The organism is Burkholderia sp. CCA53 (genome assembly GCF_001685525.1).
GTDB lineage: Bacteria > Pseudomonadota > Gammaproteobacteria > Burkholderiales > Burkholderiaceae > Burkholderia > Burkholderia multivorans.
The window spans coordinates 3,016,151-3,037,854 of sequence record NZ_BDDJ01000001.1 but is presented as its reverse complement, the minus strand read 5'-3'; the positions used below and the strand labels follow the sequence as shown (position 1 = coordinate 3,037,854).

Genomic DNA, 21,704 nt, shown 5'->3' with positions numbered 1-21,704 from the left:
GCGGCCCTGTCTGGCGAACCGGGCCGGATGCGCTGGCCGTGCCCGGTTCATCGGTCGCATCGCGCGTCAGGCGTCCGTGTCGCCGCGCTGCGCGGCGAGCGCGGTTTCGAGCGCCTTGATGCGATCGCGCAGTTTGTCGAGGTTGCGCACGAGCGCCGCGCTGCGATTCCATTCGCCGTGATCGACGGCCGGGAACGCGCTCGTATAGATGCCGGCCTTCGGCAGCGACTTCGACACGCCCGATTTCGCGGTGACGATCACGTAGTCGCCGAGCGTCACGTGGCCGGCAATCCCGACCGCGCCGCCGATCATGCAGTGGCGCCCGATCGTCGTGCTGCCCGCGATGCCCGCGCAGCCTGCGATCACCGTATACGCGCCGATCCGGCAGTTGTGGCCGATCTGGACCTGGTTGTCGATCTTCACGCATTCCTCGATGACGGTATCCGCCATCGCGCCGCGATCGATCGTCGTGTTCGCGCCGATCTCGACGTCCGGGCCGATCGACACGCCGCCGACCTGCGGAATCTTGACCCAGGTGCCCGTGCGCGCCTCGCCTTCGCCGACGAAGTCCGGCGCGAAGCCGAAACCGTCGGAGCCGATCACCGCGCCCGCGTGCACGATCGCACGCGGACCGATCTTGCAGCCGTGATAGACGGCGACGTTCGGGTACAGATGCGAGCCTGCGCCGATCGTCGTGCCGCGGCCGACGAACACGTTCGCGTCGAGCTGCACGCCATCTTCGATCACGGCGCCCGCCTCGATCGTCACGTGCGGGCCGATCACCGCGCTGTCGGCGACGCGCGCGGCCGGATCGATCGTCGCGCTCGGATGCACGCCGGCCGCGCGCGGCGGCGCGGCGAGATCGATGAACATCTGCGCGACGCGCGCGAAATACGCGTACGGATTCGGCGTCACAATGAAATTGCGGCCGCTCGCGGCCGCGCCCAGCTTTTTCAGATCCTTCGGCGCGATCAGCACCGCGCCGGCGCCGGTCGTCTCGACCTGCGACAGGTATTTCGGATTCGCGAGGAACGCGAGCTGCCCGGGGCCGGCCTGGTCGAGCGGCGCGAGGCTGGCGACCTTGCATTGCGCGTCGCCGGCGATCTCGCCGCCGAACCGCTTTACGAGTTCCTCAAGCGTCAATGCCATTCGTCGTCTGCTCCGTCAGTTCGTCGAGCCGGACGCGAGTGCCTTGAGCACCTTGTCGGTGATGTCGATGCGCGGGCTGACGTACACGGCTTCCTGCACGATCAGATCGTAATTCTGCTGCTCGGCGATCTGCTTGATCACCTTGTTCGCCTTGTCCAGCACCGCGGCCAGCTCCTCGTTGCGACGCTGGTTCAGGTCTTCGCGGAACTCGCGCTGCTTGCGCTGGAAGTCGGTGTCGAGCTGGGCGAGATCGCGCTGCTTCTGCGCGCGATCGGCCGCCGACAGCGACGCGCCGTTCCTGTCGAGCGAGTCGGACAGCGACTTCAGACGTGCCGCCATGTCCTGCAGATCCTTGTCGCGCTTCGCGAACTCGGCTTCGAGCTTCGTCTGCGCCGCCTTGGCGGGCGCCGACTCGCGCAGGATCCGATCCGAATTGACCGCCGCAATGCGGGCGACGTCCTGTGCGTGCGCCGTCGCGGCGCCCAGCGCCAGCGCAACGGTCAACGCGCACATCACTCGTTTCGAAAACTTACCGGTTAGCAAAATTACCCTCTCGTTGCTGTTGTCATGCGTTCCATCAGAACGCCGTCCCGATCTGGAACTGGAATTTCTGGTACTGGTCGCCTTCGTGTTTCTGCAGCGGGAAGCCGAGGCTCAGCTTCAGCGGGCCGATCGGCGAGATCCACGCGAGACCGATACCGTAGCCGTAGCGCAGGCCGTTCGCGCCGGTACTCGTGCCGCCCGGCGCGTTGCCCCACACGTTACCGCCGTCGAGGAACGTGAACACGCGCAGCGTGCGGTCGTAGCCGGTGCCCGGCAGCGGGAACGTCAGCTCGATGTTGCCGACGACCATCTTCGAGCCGCCGATCGGGTCGTTCGTCTTCGAGTCGCGCGGGCCCAGCGAGCTCGGCTCGTAGCCGCGCACGGAGCCGATACCGCCCGCGTAGTAGTTCTTGAAGATCGGGTACGGGTTGCCGATACCGTTACCGTAGCCGCCCTGCAGGTTCAGCCCGAGGATGAAGCCGCGCGAGAACGAATAGTAGTACTGCGCCTGCAAGTCCGCCTTGTAGTACTGGATCTTGCCGACCGGCACGCCGTATTCGATGTTCGCCTGCGTGAAGTAGCCGCGGCTCGGGATCAGCGCGCTGTCGCGCGCGTCGCGCGACCACGCGACCGTCAGCGGCACCGTGTTCGACACGCGGCCGAACTGGTTCACGTAATCCTGGTAGCTCTGCGGCGTGTTCGAATCGATGTCGAGGCGGTTCTGCTCGAAGCCCGCGCCGAAGTACACGGTATCGACTTCCGAGAACGGAATGCCGAACTTCAGGTTGCCGCCGGCGCTGATGATCCGGAAGCTCGAGTTCGTCGAATAGTAGAGCGGCTGGTACGTGCGGTAGTAGACGTCGGTGATCCGCTTGATCCCGTCGACCGTGAAGTACGGATCGACCTGCGTGACCGTCAGCGTACGGTAGCTCTTCGCGGTGTTCACGTTGACCGCGAGGCTCGTGCCCGAGCCGAACACGTTGTCCTGCGACACGCCGGCCGACAGCACGACCTTGTCCGTCGACGAGAAGCCGGCACCCAGCGTGATCGCGCCGGTCGGCTTTTCGTCGACCTTCACGTTCACGTCGACCTGGTCGTTCGTGCCTTCGACCGGCACGGTCGTCACGTCGACGTTCGTGAAGTAGCCGAGACGGTTCACGCGATCCTTCGACAGCGCGAGGCGATTCGAATCGAACCACGAGCTTTCGAGCTGACGCATTTCGCGACGCACGACTTCGTCGCGCGTGCGCGTGTTGCCGACCACGTTGATGCGGCGCACGTACACGCGGCGGCTCGGATCGACGACGAGGTTCAGGTTCACCTTGTGGTTCGCCTGATCGATGTCCGGCTGTGCGTTGACGGTCGCGAACGCATAGCCGTATTCGCCGAGCTTGTCGACGATCGCCTTCGTCGTCTGCTGCAGCTTCTCGGCCGAGAAACGATCGCCCGGCTTGATCTTGATCAGCTTGTTCAGTTCGGCTTCGCGATCGAGCAGGTTGCCCGACAGCTTGATGCCCGACACCGTGTACGGCTCGCCTTCGTGCAGCGTGACCGTCAGGTACATGTCCTTCTTGTCCGGCGAGATCGACACCTGCGTCGACTCGATGTTGAACTCGAGATAGCCGCGGTTCAGGTAGTACGAGCGCACGGCTTCGAGGTCGCCGGTGAGCTTTTCCTTCGAGTACAGGTCGTTCTTCGTGTACCACGAGAACCAGTTCGGCGTCGACAGCTGCATCTCGTCGCGCAGCGTGCTCGTGCTGAACGCCTTGTTGCCGATGAAGTTGATCTGGCGGATCTTCGCGCTCGGCCCTTCGGCGACCGCGAACAGGATCGACACGCGGTTCGCGTCGACCGGCGTGACCGTCGTCTTCACTTCGGCCGCGTAGAAGCCGCGCGTCAGATACTGGCGCTTGAGCTCCTGCTCGGCCTTGTCGACGAGCGCCTTGTCGTAGTAGCGGCCGTCGGCGAGACCGACTGCGCGCAGCGCCTTGGTGAGGTTGTCCTTGTCGAATTCCTTCGTGCCGGTGAAGTCGATCGACGCGATGGCCGGACGCTCCTGCACCTGCACGATCACGACGTTGCCCTGCGTGGCGATGCGAACGTCGTTGAAAAAGCCCGTCGCGTAGAGCGCGCGGATTGCTTCGGATGCCTTGTCGTCGGTGAACGTGTCGCCTTGCTTGATCGGCAGATATGCGAATACGGAACCCGGTTCGACGCGCTGCAGCCCCTCGATCTTGATGTCTTGCACCACGAACGGTGCCGCTGCGTGGGCCGCGAAGCCGTGCGCGGCGAGCGCGGCCGCTGCAACTGTCTTAGGTACAAAGCGATGAGGTTTGAACAACATGCATCCCCAATATGTAGCTGCATCAAATCAGGCGGCTGCGTTGCGGCGGCCGCCTGATGCTTCAGAAATGGATTAACCGAGCCAGGTCGTTGAACAGCGCGATCGCCGACAGTGCGACGATGCAGATCAGCCCGGCTCTTTGTAGAATCAGTTGCCAGCGCTCCGAAACGGCTTTCCCGGTCGCGGCTTCAACCAGATAATATAACAGATGCCCCCCGTCCAAAACGGGAATCGGCAACAAGTTCAGCACCCCGAGGCTAATGCTGACAAGGGCGAGGAACGACAGGAACGCCGACGGGCCGAGCCGCGCGCTCTTGCCCGCGTAGTCGGCGATCGTCACCGGGCCCGACAGGTTCTTCAGCGACGCGTCGCCGACGATCATCCGCCCGAACATGCGCAGCGAATACACGGCGATGTCCCACGTGCGGTGCGCGCCGAGCCGCACGCTTTCGATCGGCCCGTAGCGCACGTCGACGCTCGGCGTGTGCATCGACAGCGCCGCGCCGATGCGGCCGATCTGCTGCCCGGTTTCTTCGTCGCGCTGCGGCTGCGGCACGATCGACACGGTCTGCACGGCGCCGTTGCGCTCGATCTGCAGCGCGACCGTCTTGCCCGCATCGTGCTTCACTGCATCGATGAACCGCGCGGCGCCGCCGATCGGCGCGCCGTCGATCGCGAGCAGCTTGTCGCCGGCCTTCAGCCCCGCCTGCTGCGCCGCACTGCCGCGCTGCACCGACGCAATCGACAAGGTGCCGCCGCCGGTCTCGAAGCCGAGATGCATCATGAAATCGTCGTCGAGCTCGCTTTCGGGAACGTGACGCAGGTCGACGCGGAAATCGAACGTCGCGTCGCCGTCGCGTGCGGCGAGCACGACCTCGCGGCGATCGAACGCGGCCGACAGCAGCTTCCAGCGCAGGTCCGACCACGAGCGCACGGGCTCCGGCTCGCCGCCCTGCACATCGCGCATCGACACGATCGTCTCGTTGCCGTCGAAGCCGGCGCGCGCGGCCACGGTGCCCGCGGCCGGCGGCGCGAGGATCGCGGCCGGCTCGGTCACGCCGGTGGCGAAAACCGCGGAGAACAGGACGATCGCCAACAGGAAGTTGGCAATGGGACCGGCCGCGACGATCGCGATGCGCTTGCCGACCGACTGCCGGTTGAACGCCTGGCCGAGCTCTTCCGGCTTCACGCCGGGCCCCGGCTCGCGCTCGTCGAGCATCTTCACGTAGCCGCCGAGCGGCAGCGCGGACAGCGTCCATTCGGTGCCCGTGCGGCGGCTGACCCAGCGTGCGACGGGCTGGCCGAAGCCGATCGAGAACCGCAGCACCTTCACGCCGCACCAGCGCGCGACGCGGTAATGACCGTACTCATGCACGACGACCAGCACCCCGATCGCCACCGCAAACGCGATCAGTTCGACCAGCACGTTCATGAGCACCTCATTCAGACAGTGCGCTCCACGCGTCGCGCAGGCGCTTTCGCAATGATCTCGGCGGCGAGGCGGCGCGCTTCGGCATCGGCCGCGAGGACGTCGTCGAGCCCGTCGGGCGCGCGGTTCGGCAGCGCGTCGAGCACCGCTTCGACCGTCGCCGCGATCGCCATGAAGCCGATCCGGCGCTCGAGAAACGCTTCGACCGCAACTTCGTTCGCCGCGTTCAACGCGGCGCTCGCGATACCGCCTTCCGCGAGCGCCTTCAGCGCGAGCGCGAGACACGGGAAGCGCGCATAGTCGGGCTTCTCGAACGACAGCTGCGCGATCTGCGCGAGGTCCAGCTGTTCGACGCCGGCGTCGACGCGCTCCGGAAACGCGAGCGCATGCGCGATCGGCGTGCGCATGTCGGGATTGCCCAGTTGCGCGAGCACCGAACCGTCGCGATACGACACGAGCGAATGGATCACGCTCTGCGGATGGATCAGCACGTCGATCCGGTCGCCCGGCAGGCCGAAGATCCAGTGCGCCTCGATCACCTCGAGGCCCTTGTTCATCATCGTCGCCGAATCGACCGAAATCTTGCGGCCCATCACCCAGTTCGGGTGCTTGCAGGCCTCGTCCGGCGTCACGTCGACGAGCGTCGCCGGCTCGCGCGTGCGGAACGGGCCGCCCGACGCGGTCAGGATGATCTTCGCGATCCCGCCGTGCTCGGCCGCGTCGCGCGGCATGCACTGGAAGATCGCGTTGTGCTCGCTGTCGACCGGCAGCAGGATCGCGCCGTGATCGCGCACCGCGTCCATGAAGATCGCGCCCGACATCACCAGCGATTCCTTGTTCGCGAGCAGGATCCGCTTGCCGGCGCGCGCGGCCGCGAGGCTCGGCGCGAGACCGGCCGCGCCGACGATCGCCGCGACGACCGTGTCGCAGCCGTCGCTCTTCGACACGTCGACGAGCGCCTGCGGCCCGTACAGCACGGTCGTCCGGCTGCCCGCCGCGCGCAGCCGCGCCTCGACGTGCGCGGCGGTCGCCGCGTCGCCGACCACCGCGACTTCGGGCGCGAAGCGCAGGCACTGTTCGACGAGCTTGTCGCCGTTGCGGTGCGCAGTCAGCGCGTAGACCGAGAAACGCTCGGGGTGGCGCGCGACGACGTCGAGCGTGCTGTCTCCGATCGAGCCCGTGGAACCGAGCAGTGTCAGACGTTTTTGCATAACAGAAATAATGGTTTAACCAAGCAGCAGCATCGCGAGCGGCAGCACGGGCAGCAGCGCGTCGACGCGGTCGAGCACGCCGCCGTGCCCCGGCAGCAGTCCGCTCGAATCCTTGACGCCGGCCTGACGCTTGAGCAGCGATTCGAACAGGTCGCCGATCACGCTGTACACGACCAGCAGCGTCAGCGCGGCCCACGCGCCGGCCATGCCGTAGCGCATTGCATACGCGGAAAACAGGGTCGGCTCGAACCGGTGCGCAGCCATCGCGATGCCCGATACGACCATCACCGCGAGCCAGCCGCCCACCGCCCCTTCCCAGCTCTTGCCGGGGCTGATCGTGACGGCCAGTTTACGCTTTCCGAAGGCCTTGCCCGCGAAATATGCGCCGATATCGGCGAGCCACACCACCAGCAGCAGCGAGAGCACGAACGGCACGCCCTGCGCACGCGCCGCGACGAGCGCATGCCAGCACGCGGCGAAAATCACGAGGCCGGCCGCAAGCAGAAACGGCCGCCACACGCGGCCGGCGAGCTCGGGCTTGCGGCGCAGCGCGAACGGACCGGCCAGCAGCCAGAACACGCCGGCGGCGGCAAAAAGGGGACGGGATGCGTCGGCATCGATGCCGAGCGGCGCGGTCGCCGCGAGCGCCAGCGCCGCGACCACCGCATAGACGACCGGCCCGGCACCGGGCAGCTTCAGCAGGCGCGCCCATTCCCATGCGGCGAACACCAGCACGACGGCGATCAGCGCGCCGAACGCGGCAAGCGGCGCGTACAGCGTCACCGGCAGCAGCACTGCCAGCATCGCGATCGCCGTGATCACACGGGTTTTCAGCATGAAAGGGAGTCGGCGTTCTGCGACTGCGGCTCGAGCTGCGCGCTGGTGCGGCCGAAGCGGCGCTCGCGCTCGGTATACGACGCGAGCGCTTCGGCAAGCGCCGCGCCGTCGAAATCCGGCCAGTATTTGTTCGTGAAATAGAACTCGGCGTAGGCGAGCTGCCACAGCAGGAAGTTGCTGACGCGCTGCTCGCCGCCCGTGCGGATGAACAGATCGGGCTCCGGCGCGTACGCCATCGCCAGGTGCGGCGCAAAGGACTCTTCGGTCACTTCGACCTCGCGGCCCTCGCGCGCGGCCTGCTCGACGAGCTTCTTCGTCGCCTGCAGGATGTCCCAACGGCCGCCGTAGTTCGCGGCGATCGTCAGCGTGAGACGCGTGTTGCGCGCCGTCTTGGTCTCGGCGCGGCGGATCAGTTCGCGGATGCGCGGCTCGAAGCGCTCGAGATCGCCGACCACGCGCAGCCGGATGCCGTTCGCATGCAGCTTGCCGATCTCGCGCTCGAGCGCCGTGATGAACAGCCGCATCAGGAACGACACTTCGTCGGACGGGCGCCGCCAGTTTTCCGAGCTGAACGCGAACAGCGTCAGATATTCGACGCCCGCGCGCGCGCAGCCTTCGACCACGGCCCGCACGGCGTCGACGCCGCGCGTATGCCCGGCGACGCGCGGCAAGCGGCGTTCGGTCGCCCAACGGCCGTTGCCGTCCATGATGATCGCGATATGACGCGGCACGACGCCGACGTCAGGCACGCGAACGGTAGAGCTGGTATAGGTCATGGCCGTTGAGACAGGGATGCGGGAAGGAGGCGGCGCGCGACGACGGTCGTCAGACCGTCATGATCTCGGCTTCCTTGGTCTGCACGAGCTTGTCGATTTCGGCGACGTGCTTGTCGGTGAGCTTCTGCACGTCGTCGCCGGCACGGCGCTCGTCGTCTTCCGAGATTTCCTTGTCCTTCACGAGCTTCTTCAGCGCTTCGTTCGCGTCGCGGCGCAGGTTGCGGATCGCGACCTTCGCGGTCTCGCCTTCGCCCTTTACGACCTTGGTCAGCTCGCGGCGGCGCTCTTCGGTCAGCGGCGGCATCGGCACGCGGATCAGGTCGCCGGCCGTCGCCGGGTTCAGGCCCAGATCGGCTTCGCGGATCGCCTTCTCGACCTTCGCGACCATGTTCTTTTCCCACGGCTGCACGCCGATCGTACGCGCATCGACGAGCGTCAGGTTCGCGACCTGCGAAATCGGCACCATCGATCCGTAGTAGTCGACCTGCACGTGATCGAGCAGACCGGTGTGCGCGCGGCCCGTGCGGATCTTCGCCAGATCGTTCTTGAACGCTTCGATCGAGCGCTGCATCTTCTGCTCGACGCCCTTCTTGATATCAGCGACACTCATTTCAACCTCCGAACCTTCAAACCTTCAAAGAACGCGGGCCGCCCGGCGCGCGCAGCGCGCGCCGCAGCCGGTTGCCCACGCCGCTTGCCCGCATCCGCGGGAGTTTACACGTGGACGAGCGTACCCTCGTCCTCGCCCAGCACGATGCGCTTGAGCGCGCCCGGCTTGTTGATCGAAAACACGCGAATCGGCAGCTTCTGGTCGCGGCACAGCGCAAACGCGGTCGCGTCCATCACCTGCAGGTTGCGGCTGATCGCCTCGTCGAAGCTGATCGTCGTATAGCGCGTGGCCGACGGATCCTTCTTCGGATCGGCAGAATATACGCCATCGACCTTGGTCGCCTTCAGCACGACCTCGGCGCCCACTTCCGAGCCGCGCAGCGCGGCGGCGGTGTCCGTCGTGAAGAACGGGTTGCCGGTGCCGGCCGCGAAGATCACGACGCGGCCTTCCTCGAGCTGGCGGATCGCGCGCGGCCGGATGTACGGCTCGACGACCTGGTCCATGCGCAGCGCCGACTGCACGCGCGCCTCGATGCCTGCGTGACGCATCGCATCCTGCAGCGCCAGCGCGTTCATCATCGTCGCGAGCATCCCCATGTAGTCGGCCGTCGCGCGGTCCATGCCCGCCGCGCCGCCCGCGACGCCACGGAAAATGTTACCGCCGCCGATCACGACCGCGAGCTGCGTGCCCAGACGCACGACTTCGGCGATATCGGCCACCATCCGTTCGATCGTCGCGCGATTGATGCCGAAGGCATCGTCGCCCATCAGCGCTTCGCCGGAGAGTTTGAGGAGGACGCGTTTATAGGCATTGGACATAGGGGCTTCCGAGCGACGAGAGGATGACAACCACGAACTGTAGGGGCGAAATACTGATTCGGGCAAGCGCCGCCGGCCGGACCGGGCTCCCCGGCCGCCGGCAGCGCCGCCGGCCGCGGCGGAACGGACGCCCGCCGCGGATACTGCAATGGCTTACTGCTGCTTTGCTGCTGCGACTTGCGCGGCCACTTCGGCGGCGAAATCGTCCTGGCGCTTTTCGATGCCTTCGCCGACGACGAACAGCGCGAACTTCTGCACTGCGGCATTCGCGGCCTTCAGCATCTGCTCGATCGTCTGCTTGTCGTTCTTCACGAACGGCTGGTTCAGCAGCGACACTTCCTTCAGGAACTTCTGGACGCTGCCGTCGACCATCTTCGCGACGATCTCGGCCGGCTTGCCCGATTCGGCCGCCTTCTGCTCGGCGACGCGACGCTCCTTCTCGATCAGGTCCGCCGGCACTTCGTCGGCCGACAGCGAAACCGGCTTCATCGCCGCGACGTGCATCGCGACGTCCTTGCCGACCTGCTCGTCCGCGCCCGTGTATTCGACCATCACGCCGATGCGGCTGCCGTGCAGGTAGGTCGCCAGCTTGTTCGCCGTCTCGAAACGGACGAAGCGGCGGATCGAGATGTTTTCGCCGATCTTGCCGACGAGCGCGAGGCGCACTTCATCGACCGTCTTGCCGTCGAGCGGCAGTGCCGACAGCGCAGCGACGTCGGCGGGGTTCTTCGTCGCGACGAGTTCCGCGACTTGCTTCGCGAACGCGTTGAAATCGTCGTTCTTCGCGACGAAGTCGGTTTCGCAGTTCAGCTCGACGAGCGCGCCGGCATTGCCGCCGACGAACGATGCGACGACGCCTTCGGCCGTCACGCGCGATGCCGCCTTGCTCGCCTTGTTGCCGAGCTTCACGCGCAGCAGCTCTTCAGCCTTGGCCATGTCGCCGTCGGCTTCGGTCAGCGCCTTCTTGCACTCCATCATCGGTGCGTCGGTCTTTGCGCGCAGTTCTGCCACCATGCTTGCGGTAATTGCCGCCATCATTCGCTCCTTGAGTCTGTATTCACAACGCCGCCCGCTTGGACGCGAACGGCCGAGATTCGTTTCCGGACCCGCGCCGCGACGGCGCGATCAGGTCCGGCGCACAAGCTTAAAAAAAGGGGGCCTGTTGAGAGCCCCCTTTTTGCGCCGGCTCGGGGCCGGTTACGCGTTCTCCTCGACGTATTCGTCGTCGCCGCGCACCGCCTGGACCACTTCGTTGACCGCGTTCGCACGGCCTTCGAGGATCGCGTCGGCCACGCCTTGCGCGTACAGCGCGACTGCCTTGCTCGAGTCGTCGTTGCCCGGGATCACGTAGTCCACACCTTCCGGCGAGTGGTTCGTGTCGACCACGGCGATGACCGGCACGCCGAGCTTGTTCGCTTCGGTGACGGCGATCTTGTGGTAGCCGACGTCGACGACGAAGATCGCGTCCGGAATGCCGCCCATGTCCTTCACGCCGCCGATCGACTTCTGCAGCTTCGCGATTTCACGTTCGAACAGCAGCGCTTCCTTCTTGCTCATCTTCTCGAGCTCGCCCGCCTCGACTGCCGCTTCCATGTCCTTCAGGCGCTTGATCGACACCTTCAGCGTCTTGAAGTTGGTCAGCATGCCGCCGAGCCAGCGTGCGTTCACGAACGGCATGCCCGCGCGCTGCGCTTCCTGCGCGATCGTGTCGCGCGACTGGCGCTTCGTGCCGACGAACAGGATCGTGCCGCGGTTCGCTGCCAGCTGACGCACGTACTTCAGTGCGTCGTTGTACATCGGCAGCGTCTTTTCGAGGTTGATGATGTGAATCTTGTTGCGGTGACCGAAAATGAACGGAGCCATCTTCGGGTTCCAGAAGCGCGTCTGGTGACCGAAGTGGACACCCGCTTCCAGCATTTGGCGCATCGTGACTGCCATGTAAATTCTCCACGAGGGTTGGGTCTTAAGCCGGCTGCCGTACCCGCCGCGCGAACGCGCCCCGAAAGGTCGCCTGCTCCGCGCGGCCGGCACCCTGGTTGCGCCGGCTTGCGATTCGGCACGTGCGAAGGCGCGCGTGCCGCAAGCCTTCCACCGCGATGCCGCTCCCCGATGATCGGGAAATCCGGCATTTGGATGTCGACTTAGCCAGAGAGTATAGCACGCCGATTTGTCGGCTCTCAAGTCGCGCACCACTTCCGGCTGCCGCGCGGCGCGCGGCCGGGCAATCCGCGAAAACCCGCATCCGCGCGGCCGCAAGGGGCTGCGACGGCCGCCATAAGGTGCGATAATCCGTCAATTCACCGCATTCCAGGCTCACCTCGATGGCTATTACGCTCAAAAACGAACACGACATCGCCCAGATGCGCATCGCCTGCCGTCTGGCGAGCGAAGTGCTCGATTTCATCACGCCGCACGTCGTCGCAGGGATCACGACCGCCGAACTCGACCGCCTCTGCCACGAATACATGGTCAACGAGCAAGGCACGATCCCCGCGCCGCTGAACTATCAGCCGCCCGGCTATCCGCCGTACCCGAAGGCCACCTGCATCTCGGTCAACGACGTGATCTGCCACGGCATTCCCGGCGAGAAGGCGCTCAAGAACGGCGACGCGCTGAACATCGACATCACCGTGATCAAGAACGGCTATTTCGGCGACACGAGCCGGATGTTCATCGTCGGCGAGGGCTCGATCCTCGCGAAGCGCCTCGTGCAGACTACCTACGAGTGCATGTGGCTCGGCATCGACCAGGTCAAGCCCGGCGCGCATCTCGGCGACATCGGCCATGCGATTCAGAAGCACGCGGAAGCGCAAGGCTACAGCGTCGTGCGCGAATACTGCGGGCACGGCATCGGCACGGTGTTCCACGAGGAGCCGCAGGTCGTGCACTACGGCCGGCCGGGCACCGGCATCGAGCTGAAGCCGGGCATGATCTTCACGATCGAGCCGATGATCAACGCCGGCAAGCGCGACATTCGCACGATGCCCGACCAGTGGACGGTCAAGACGCGCGATCGCAGCCTCTCCGCACAGTGGGAGCACACGGTGCTCGTCACCGAAACCGGCTACGAAGTGCTGACCGTGTCGGCCGGCACGCCCGCGCGCCCGGTGTTCGCGCAGCCGGCCGCCGCGGTCTGAGCGCCGCGTCCCGGTCCCCCGCCCCACCCTCGTCCGAACGGCCGCTCATGAGCGCTCACGCCGCCCCCGCCCCCGCAGCGCTGTCGCAGCGCGCCGCATTCAAGGCCGCCAAGGCCGAGCTCCTCGAGCGCTTTCGCGGCGCGACCAACGTCGCGTCGCTGATGTACGCGCTGTCGAAGCTCACCGACGACGCGCTCAAGCGCGTCTGGGACGACTGCGGGCTGCCCGCGACGCTCGCGCTCGTGGCCGTCGGCGGCTACGGCCGCGGCGAGCTCGCGCCGCATTCTGACGTCGACATCCTCGTGCTGCTGCCCGATACGCACGACGAAGCGCTCGACGCGCGCATCGAGCGCTTCATCGGCATGGCATGGGATCTCGGGCTCGAGATCGGCAGCAGCGTGCGTACGGTCGCGCAGTGCATCGAGGAAGCGTCGCAGGACGTGACCGTGCAGACGTCGCTGCTCGAGGCGCGCCGCATCGTGGGCAGCACCGCGCTGTTCGAGCGCTTCACGGTCCGCTATCACGAGGCGCTCGACGCACGCGCGTTCTTCACCGCGAAGGTGCTCGAAATGCGGCAGCGCCACGCGAAATTCCAGGACACGCCGTACAGCCTCGAGCCGAACGTGAAGGAAAGCCCCGGCGGGCTGCGCGACCTGCAGACGATCCTGTGGATCGCGCGCGCGGCCGGCTTCGGCAGCAGCTGGCGCGAACTCGACACGCGCGGGCTCATCACCGATCGCGAGGCGCGCGAGCTGCGGCGCAACGAAGCGTTCCTGAAGACGCTGCGCGCGCGGCTGCACGTGATCGCGGGCCGCCGCCAGGACATGCTCGTGTTCGACCTGCAGACGCAGGCGGCCGAAAGCTTCGGCTACCGGCCGACGCCCGCCAAGCGTGCGAGCGAGCAGCTGATGCGCCGCTACTACTGGGCCGCGAAAGCCGTCACGCAGCTTGCGACGATCCTGATCCAGAACATCGAGGCGCAGTTGTTCCCCGCGACGAGCGGCATCACGCGCGTGCTCTCGCCCGATCGTTTCGTCGAGAAACAGGGGATGCTCGAAATCGTCGATGACGGCGTGTTCGAGCGCCATCCCGACGCGATCCTCGAAGCGTTCCTGCTGTACGAGACGACGCGCGGCGTGAAGGGGCTGTCCGCACGCACGCTGCGCGCGCTGTACAACTCGCGCGAGATCATGAACAACGCGTGGCGGCGCGACCCGCAGAACCGCCGCACGTTCCTGCAGATCCTGCAGCAGCCCGAAGGCATCACGCACGCGTTCCGGCTGATGAACCAGACGAGCGTGCTCGGCCGCTATCTGTTGAATTTCCGCCGCATCGTCGGCCAGATGCAGCACGACCTCTACCACGTCTACACGGTCGATCAGCACATCCTGATGGTGCTGCGCAACATCCGCCGCTTCGCGGTGGCCGAGCATGCGCACGAATATCCGTTCTGCAGCCAGCTGATCGGCAATTTCGAACGTCCGTGGGTGCTGTACGTCGCCGCGCTGTTTCACGACATCGCGAAAGGCCGCGGCGGCGACCATTCGACGCTCGGGATGGCCGATGCGCGGCGCTTTTGCCGCGAGCACGGCATTGCCGGCGACGATGCGGCGCTGATCGTCTGGCTCGTCCAGCACCATCTGACCATGAGCCAGGTCGCGCAGAAGCAGGACACGAGCGATCCCGACGTGATCCGGCGCTTCGCCGAGCTGGTCGGCAACGAGCGCCGGCTCACGGCGCTGTATCTGCTGACCGTCGCCGACATCCGCGGCACGAGCCCGAAAGTGTGGAACGCGTGGAAGGGCAAGCTGCTCGAGGATCTGTACCGGATCACGCTCGCGGTGCTCGGCGGCGCGAAACCCGACGCGCATTCGGAACTGAAGTCGCGCCAGGAAGAGGCGCTTGCACTGCTGCGCCTCGAGACCGTGCCCGACGACGCGCACCGCGCGCTGTGGGATCAGCTCGACGTCGGCTTCTTCCTGCGCCACGACGCCGCCGACATCGCGTGGCAGACGCGCGTGCTGTACCGCCACGTGAACGCCGAGACGGCGATCGTCCGCGCGCGGCCGTCGCCGGTCGGCGATGCGCTGCAGGTGCTCGTCTACGTGAAGGACCGCCCCGACCTGTTCGCCGGCATCTGCGCGTATTTCGACCGCAACGGGCTGTCGGTGCTCGACGCGCGCGTCAGCACGACGCGGCACGGCTACGCGCTCGACAACTTCATCGTCACGCGGCCCGAAGGCGACGTCCGCTATCGCGACATCGCGAATCTCGTCGAGCAGCAGCTCGCGTCGCGGCTGACCGAGGCCATGCCGCTGCCGGAACCGTCGAAGGGCCGGCTGTCGCGGCTCTCGCGCACGTTCCCGATCACGCCGCGCGTCGACCTGCGGGCCGACGAGCGCGGCCAGTACTACATCCTGTCCGTGTCCGCCAACGACCGGCCGGGCCTTCTCTATTCGATCGCGCGCGTGCTGGCCGAGCACCGGGTCGGCGTCCATGCGGCGCGGATCAATACGCTCGGCGAACGCGTCGAGGACGTCTTCCTGCTCGACGGTGCCGGCCTGTCCGACAACCGGCTGCAGATCCAGGTGGAAACCGAATTGCTGCGCGCGATCGCAGTCTGAACGAACTCCAGCGTTTATGCGCACCAAATTGACCGTCAAGAATCCGCGGCCGGCATCGCCGAGCCGCGCACCTGTCCGTTCGGGCAGCCTCGTCGCCCGCAAGCCGGTGCGCGCCGCACCGCCCGCCGCGGCAGCCAAGCCGGCGCGACCGAAACCGGCCGCCGGCACGCCGGCCGCGGGCCCGCGGCCGGCCAAGCCGCGCGCAGCGGCGGGCGCGAATGCGCCGCGGCCCGATCGCGACGCGGCTGGCGAAGGCGCGAAGCGCAGCGGCTTCGGCGAGCGTCGTGCGTCGTCGGAACGCCCGGCGCGTCGTAATGACGACGAGGCACGTCCGCGTCGTACGGGCGCCGCTGAAGGCGGCAAGCGTGCACCGTATCGCGACGGCGCGGCCGGAGGCGAAGGCGCGAAGCGTGGCAGTTTCGGCGAGCGTCGTGCGTCGTCCGAGCGTCCGGCGCGTCGTAATGACGACGATGCGCGTCCGCGTCGCGCGGGCGCTACTGAAGGCGGCAAGCGTGCACCGTATCGCGACGGCGCGGCCGGAGGCGAAGGCGCGAAGCGTGGCAGTTTCGGCGAGCGTCGTGCGTCGTCCGAGCGTCCGGTGCGTCGTAATGACGACGATGCGCGTCCGCGTCGCGCGGGCGCTACTGAAGGCGGCAAGCGTGCACCGTATCGCGACGGCGCGGCCGGTGGCGAAGGCCCGAAGCGTGGCAGTTTCGGCGAGCGTCGCACGTCGTCCGAGCGTCCGGCACGCCGCAACGACGACGATGCACGTCCGCGTCGCGCAGGCGCTGCTGAAGGCGGCAAGCGCGCACCGTATCGCGACGCCGCGGCCGCCGGCGAAGGCGCGAAGCGTAGCAGTTTCGGCGAGCGTCGCACGTCGTCCGACCGCCCGGCACGTCGCAACGACGACGATGCACGTCCGCGTCGCGCGGGCGCCGCCGAAGGCGGCAAGCGCGCACCGTATCGCGACGCCGCGACCGCCGGCGAAGGCGCGAAGCGTAGCAGTTTCGGCGAGCGTCGCACGTCGTCCGACCGCCCCGCACGCCGCAACGACGACGATGCACGTCCGCGTCGCGCGGGCGCTGCTGAAGGCGGCAAGCGTGCACCGTATCGCGACGGCGCGGCCGGCGGCGAAGGCGCGAAGCGCGGCACCGCCGAGCGCCGCCCGTCCGGCAACGCGCGATTGAAAACCGCCGAACCGGTGAAGCGCCGCGCCGCGGACGTCGATCGCGGCGACGAAGCCGGTCTGATGCGCCTGTCGAAGCGGATGTCGGAGCTCGGCCTCTGCTCGCGCCGCGAAGCCGACGAATGGATCGAGAAAGGCTGGGTGCTCGTCGACGGCGAGCGCATCGACACGCTCGGCACGAAGGTCCGCGCCGATCAGCGCATCGAGATCGACGAGCGCGCGCAGGCCGCGCAGGCCGCGCAAGTGACGATCCTGCTGCACAAGCCGGTCGGTTATGTGTCCGGCCAGGCAGAAGACGGCTACGAGCCCGCGAGCGTCCTGATCACGCGCGAAAACCACTGGAGCGGCGACCGTTCGCCGCTGCGCTTCTCGCCACAGCATCTGCGCGCGCTTGCGCCGGCCGGCCGGCTCGACATCGACTCGACGGGCCTGCTCGTGCTGACGCAGAACGGCCGGATCGCCAAACAGTTGATCGGCGAACAGTCGGACGTCGACAAGGAATACCTGGTGCGCGTGCGCTTCGGCGACCGGCTGACCGACATCGACCAGCACTTCCCGGCCGAACGGCTTGCGCAGCTGCGGCACGGCCTCGAGCTCGACGGCGTCGCACTGAAGCCCGCGATGGTGAGCTGGCAAAACGGCGAGCAGTTGCGCTTCGTGCTGCGCGAAGGGCGCAAGCGTCAGATCCGCCGGATGTGCGAACTCGTTGGTCTCGAGGTGATCGGGCTCAAGCGCGTGCGGATGGGCCGCGTGACGCTCGGCGCACTGCCGCAGGGCCAATGGCGCTACCTGTCCGCCGACGAGCAGTTCTGACCGCACGGCGCGCCCGCACCGCGCGTGCGCCGCAAGAACGGAAAAGCCCGCCATCGCCTGCGGGCTTTTTCTTTTTCCGTTCATCACGACGCGCGCGGCGGCAAGGTCGCCACGCCTGCGACATGGGCCGTCGGTCGTCCGCGGCCGGATCGAGCCCCGGGAACAGCACTTCGGTGAAGCCGAAACGCGTAAAGTCGGTGATCCGCATCGGATACAGCTTGCCGATCAGGTGGTCGTATTCGTGCTGGACCACGCGCGCATGGAAGCCTTCGGCGACGCGATCGATCTTCGCGCCGAACTGGTCGAAGCCGCTGTAGCGCACCTTCGCGTAGCGGCTCACGACACCGCGCATCCCGGGCACCGACAGACAGCCTTCCCAGCCCTCTTCCATGTCCGGCGGCATGTATTCGAGCTTCGGATTGATCAGCACCGTCTCGGGGACGGGCGGCGCGTCCGGATAGCGGTTGTTGCTGCCGAAGCCGAAGATGATGATCTGCAACCCGATGCCGATCTGCGGCGCCGCGAGCCCGGCGCCGTTCGCGTGATGCATCGTCTCGAACATGTCCGCGACGATCTCGTGCAATTCCGGCGTATCGAACCGGTCGACCGGCCGCGCGACTTCGAGCAGGCGCGGATCGCCCATCTTCAGGATTTCGCGAATCATCGCGTGTTGCCCTCCAGGAGTTGATGCAGCCCGTCTTCGTCGAGCACCGGGATGCCGAGCGCTTCGGCCTTCGCGAGCTTGCTGCCGGCTTCGATACCCGCGATCACGTAATCGGTCTTCTTCGACACCGAGCCGGCCACCTTCGCGCCCGCCGCCTCGAGCATCTCCTTCGCGTCGTCGCGCGTGAGGTTCGGCAGCGTGCCGGTCAGCACGACCGTTTTGCCGGCGAGCACGCCCTGCGGCGCCTTCGGCGCGGGCGGCCCTTCCGGCCAGGTGACCTTGCCGGGCGCGCGCAGTTGCTCGATCACGGTCCGGTTGTGCTCTTCCGCGAAGAACTGGTGGATCGATTCGGCGACGATCGGCCCGACGTCGTTCACTTCGAGCAGCTCGTCGATCGTCGCGTTCATGATCGGGTCGAGCGAGCCGAAATGCTTGGCGAGATCCTTCGCGGTCGATTCGCCGACATGGCGAATGCCGAGCGCGTAAATGAAGCGCGCGAGCGTCGTGTGCTTCGCCTTCTCGAGCGAGTCGAGCAGATTCTGCGCCGATTTCTCCGCGAAGCGGTCGAGCTCCGCGAGCGTCGCGAAGCCGAGGTTGAACAGATCGGCCGGCGTGCGTACGAGGTTCAGCTCGACGAGCTGGTCGATGATCTTCTCGCCGAGGCCGTCGATGTCGAGCGCGCGCCGCTGCGCGAAGTGCCACAGCGCCTGCTTGCGCTGCGCGGGGCAGAACAGCCCGCCCGTGCAGCGCGCGATCGCCTCGTCGGGCAGCCGCTCGATCTTCGAGCCGCATACCGGGCACTCGGTCGGCATCACGAATTCGGCCGCATCGGCCGGACGCCGGTCGAGCACGGCGCCCACCACCTCGGGAATCACGTCGCCGGCGCGCCGCACGATCACCGTATCGCCGATCCGGATGTCCTTGCGGCGCACCTCGTCCTCGTTGTGCAGCGTCGCGTTCGTGACGGTCGCGCCGCCGACGAACACGGGCTCGAGCCGCGCGACCGGCGTAATCGCCCCGGTGCGGCCGACCTGCACGCCGATTGCAACCAGCTTCGTCAGCGCCTCCTGCGCGGGGAATTTGTGCGCGAGCGCGAAGCGCGGCGCGCGCGACACGAAACCGAGGCGATCCTGCTCGTCGCGACGGTTCACCTTGTACACGACGCCGTCGATGTCGTACGGCAGCGACTCGCGCTTCTCGCCGACCTTGCGGAAGAAGTCGAGCAGCCCCTGCGCACCGTACACGACCGCGCGCTCGCGGTTCACCGGCAACCCGAGCGCTTCGTACCAGTCGAGCAGCGCACTGTGCGTATCGGGCATCGGCATCCCGTCGAGCACGCCGATGCCGTACGCGAAGAACGAGAGCGGACGCTGCGCGGTGATCTTCGGATCGAGCTGGCGCAGGCTGCCGGCCGCCGCGTTGCGCGGGTTCGCGAACTCGCGCTGCTCGGCCGCGCGCTGGCGTTCGTTCAGGCGCGCAAAATCGCGCTTGAACATCAGCACCTCGCCGCGCACGTCGAGCACGGCCGGCACGCGGTCGCCCTTCAGCTTCAGCGGAATCGAGCGGATCGTGCGGACGTTTTCGGTCACGTCCTCGCCGGTCGTGCCGTCGCCGCGCGTCGACGCCTGCACGAACACGCCGTGCTCGTAGCGCAGCGAAATCGCGAGCCCGTCGAACTTCAGCTCGCACGCGTATTCGACGGGATCCGTCACCGAGCCGGCGAGATCGGTTGTCTTGCCGAGCGCGTCGGCGACGCGCTTGTCGAACGCGACGATGTCGTCGTCGGCGAATCCGTTGTTCAGCGACAGCATCGGCGCATCGTGAACGACCGGCGTGAAGCCGCTCGCGACGGCGCCGCCGACGCGCTGCGTCGGCGAATCGGGCGTCACGAGGTCGGGATGATCGGATTCGAGCTGCTGCAGCTCGCGGAACAGCCGATCGTATTCCGCATCGGGCAGATCGGGCTGGTCGAGCACGTAGTACGCGTGGTTCGCGCGTTCGAGCTGGTCGCGCAGCCAGGCGGCGCGCGCATCGGGTTGACTGGCTGGCGGTTCGGCTTGGGTTCGGGCCATGCTGGCGGCAGATTCTTGCTGAAAAAATCGAATGCCGAATTATCTCAGTTTGGCGCCGTGCCGGGGGCGCGGCCCGCGTACGTGCGCGATGTTGCGTCGCCGCATCGCGATCGCGCGCGGCGACCGGCCGGCGCACGCCGCGCGCGGTCGCCCCAATGCCTGCGTTACTGGCTGAACAGGCGTCGCGTGACCGGCGAGCCGGCCGGAATGCCCGCTTCCTCGAGCTTCGCGTAGAGCTTCATCAGTTGCTGCTCGATCGCGAGCAGCGTCGATTCCGGCAGCGGCCGGCGCGAGTCGTCGACGACGCGCGCACCGATCCGCTCGGACAGCGACTTCGCGTAATCGCACATCAGCCGGAACGGCAGGATGTCTTCCTCGGCGACCGGCACGTCGAGCACGAGCGTGATCATGTCGCCGCCCTTGTACGTGAGGTCGTCGCGCAGGAAGTTGGTGTCGCCGAACTGCAGCATGAACACCGGATTCTGCTTCGCGTCGAGCTTCACGAACCGCGTGCCGTCGCGCGACAGCAGCAGCCCGTCCTGCGACGCAACGGCCTGCACGTAGTTCGCCGACCATGGCGCCCCGTCCGACAGCACGTTGATCGACAGCTGCGCGTCGCACTGCGCGGCAAAGCCGTCGAGCTCGCGCGCCATCGCGACCGTTTCCATCATGTCCGGGAATTCGGGGGCGCCGTCGATCGCGTCCGCGAACTGCTGGACGCCCGTCACGAACTCCGAGAACTCGAGCTCGTTGAGCGCGCCGCTGCGGTTCGCGAGCTGCGCGGCCGCACGCAGCTCCTCGTAGCGCACGCCGTTTTGCAGCAGCTCCCACTGGCCGCCTTCCGGCTTGCCCTCGATATGCACGGGCTTGCTGCCCGCGCGACGCAGCCGCTGCGCGGCCGGCAGGAGCTTGTCGCCCGGCAGCGGCGCGCCGAGCCGGATCGGCACGATGCAGTCGATGCGGCGATCGACGACGGCCGGCGGCGCGGACGAAATGGTCGTCGCGGCCGGCAGCACCGGTTCCGCGCGCTCGGCGGACTCTGCCGTCGCAGCTTGCGCGGCAGGCGCCTCGTGCGCATCGGCGCTCGCGTCGGCCGGCTCGCTCGCTTCGTCGCGCGCGGCGGTATCGACGCGCGTCTCGGCACCGGTCGCTTCGGCCTGCAGATCGGCCGGCGTGTCGGCGGGCGCAGCAGCGGCCGATACGCCGCCGAACGTCGGTTCGACGCGCGCGGCTTCGGCCGACGCGCCGCCGCCGGCGACCGGTGCGGCCGCGGCCGGCTCGCGCCGCACGGGCTGCCGGACCGGCTCGATGAACGGCAGCTCGTCGTCGCGCTCGGGGCGGCCGATCGCCTCGGCCGTCTCTTCCGGCATCGGACGCGGCATCCTGCGCCGCACCTTTGCCCCCTGCCACGCGTTGTAGACCACGACGCCGCCCACCACGACGGCGCCCGCGCCGATCAAACCGAGTGTCAACTCGTCCATGCACGCTCCA

General features: G+C 67.4%; 16 protein-coding genes and 1 pseudogene. 3 read left to right on the top strand and 14 right to left on the bottom strand.

The annotated features are described in order from the left end of the window. Positions 1–66 precede the first annotated feature (66 nt). The 11 genes from lpxD to rpsB all read right to left on the bottom strand — a co-directional run bounded on the left by lpxD (position 67) and on the right by rpsB (position 11,655). Entirely contained in the window at positions 67–1,149 is a 1,083-nt protein-coding gene (gene lpxD / locus BCR55_RS14035) for a UDP-3-O-(3-hydroxymyristoyl)glucosamine N-acyltransferase (RefSeq protein ID WP_065494686.1), read from the bottom strand. 15 nt (positions 1,150–1,164) lie between these two features. Further along, a complete protein-coding gene (locus tag BCR55_RS14030) occupies positions 1,165–1,662 on the bottom strand; it encodes an OmpH family outer membrane protein (RefSeq protein WP_006407703.1) in 498 nt (165 codons plus the stop codon). Positions 1,663–1,726: 64 nt separating this feature from the next. Further along, positions 1,727–4,036 carry an outer membrane protein assembly factor BamA gene (bamA, locus tag BCR55_RS14025; RefSeq protein WP_006402654.1) on the bottom strand — a complete coding sequence of 770 codons (2,310 nt, stop codon included), beginning with the start codon at positions 4,034–4,036 and terminating at the stop codon, positions 1,727–1,729. A 61-nt stretch (positions 4,037–4,097) separates the two neighbouring features. Further along, positions 4,098–5,468, bottom strand: coding sequence for an RIP metalloprotease RseP (gene rseP / locus BCR55_RS14020; protein ID WP_065494685.1), 1,371 nt, complete (start codon positions 5,466–5,468; stop codon positions 4,098–4,100). Positions 5,469–5,479: 11 nt separating this feature from the next. Next, a complete protein-coding gene (locus BCR55_RS14015; protein WP_006407705.1) occupies positions 5,480–6,676 on the bottom strand; it encodes a 1-deoxy-D-xylulose-5-phosphate reductoisomerase in 1,197 nt (398 codons plus the stop codon). A 15-nt stretch (positions 6,677–6,691) separates the two neighbouring features. Continuing rightward, positions 6,692–7,513 carry a phosphatidate cytidylyltransferase gene (locus BCR55_RS14010; protein WP_065494684.1) on the bottom strand — a complete coding sequence of 274 codons (822 nt, stop codon included), beginning with the start codon at positions 7,511–7,513 and terminating at the stop codon, positions 6,692–6,694. Further along, positions 7,507–8,289 carry a polyprenyl diphosphate synthase gene (gene uppS, locus BCR55_RS14005; protein WP_006410014.1) on the bottom strand — a complete coding sequence of 261 codons (783 nt, stop codon included), beginning with the start codon at positions 8,287–8,289 and terminating at the stop codon, positions 7,507–7,509. Before uppS ends, BCR55_RS14010 begins: the two co-directional genes overlap by 7 nt. 49 nt (positions 8,290–8,338) lie before the next feature. Beyond that, positions 8,339–8,899, bottom strand: coding sequence for a ribosome recycling factor (frr, locus tag BCR55_RS14000; RefSeq protein ID WP_006402649.1), 561 nt, complete (start codon positions 8,897–8,899; stop codon positions 8,339–8,341). 104 nt (positions 8,900–9,003) lie between these two features. After that, complete coding sequence (pyrH, locus tag BCR55_RS13995) at positions 9,004–9,717, bottom strand: UMP kinase (protein ID WP_006402648.1); 714 nt, start codon at positions 9,715–9,717, stop codon at positions 9,004–9,006. A gap of 153 nt (positions 9,718–9,870) precedes the next feature. Beyond that, positions 9,871–10,752: a translation elongation factor Ts gene (tsf, locus tag BCR55_RS13990; protein WP_006402647.1), complete on the bottom strand. Its 882-nt coding sequence runs from the start codon at positions 10,750–10,752 to the stop codon at positions 9,871–9,873. A 162-nt stretch (positions 10,753–10,914) separates the two neighbouring features. Further along, on the bottom strand, positions 10,915–11,655 hold the full coding sequence (gene rpsB, locus BCR55_RS13985; RefSeq protein WP_006402646.1) for a 30S ribosomal protein S2: 741 nt from the start codon (positions 11,653–11,655) through the stop codon (positions 10,915–10,917). 383 nt (positions 11,656–12,038) lie between these two features. On the opposite strand from rpsB, the gene map reads away from it, so the two are divergent. The 3 genes from map to BCR55_RS30870 are packed head-to-tail and all read left to right on the top strand — an operon-like array spanning position 12,039 to position 17,477. Further along, on the top strand, positions 12,039–12,854 hold the full coding sequence (gene map / locus BCR55_RS13980) for a type I methionyl aminopeptidase (RefSeq protein WP_065494683.1): 816 nt from the start codon (positions 12,039–12,041) through the stop codon (positions 12,852–12,854). A 47-nt stretch (positions 12,855–12,901) separates the two neighbouring features. Next, the gene (locus BCR55_RS13975) at positions 12,902–15,478 is read left to right on the top strand and encodes a [protein-PII] uridylyltransferase (protein WP_065494682.1); all 2,577 of its coding nucleotides are present in this window, start codon (positions 12,902–12,904) and stop codon (positions 15,476–15,478) included. 16 nt (positions 15,479–15,494) lie between these two features. Next, positions 15,495–17,477 (top strand): pseudouridine synthase, encoded by a 1,983-nt coding sequence (locus BCR55_RS30870; RefSeq protein ID WP_083211795.1) that lies wholly within the window; start codon positions 15,495–15,497, stop codon positions 17,475–17,477. 133 nt (positions 17,478–17,610) lie between these two features. Here BCR55_RS30870 and def read toward each other — a convergent pair. From def to BCR55_RS13955, 3 genes and pseudogenes are all read right to left on the bottom strand, one after another. Beyond that, positions 17,611–18,141 (bottom strand): annotated as a pseudogene (gene def, locus BCR55_RS13965) (peptide deformylase); the annotation flags it as partial. Further along, the gene (gene ligA / locus BCR55_RS13960; protein WP_065494681.1) at positions 18,138–20,213 is read right to left on the bottom strand and encodes an NAD-dependent DNA ligase LigA; all 2,076 of its coding nucleotides are present in this window, start codon (positions 20,211–20,213) and stop codon (positions 18,138–18,140) included. The pseudogene def and the gene ligA, both read right to left, overlap by 4 nt. 164 nt (positions 20,214–20,377) lie before the next feature. Then, positions 20,378–21,694, bottom strand: coding sequence for a cell division protein ZipA C-terminal FtsZ-binding domain-containing protein (locus BCR55_RS13955; protein ID WP_006407714.1), 1,317 nt, complete (start codon positions 21,692–21,694; stop codon positions 20,378–20,380). Positions 21,695–21,704 lie beyond the last annotated feature (10 nt).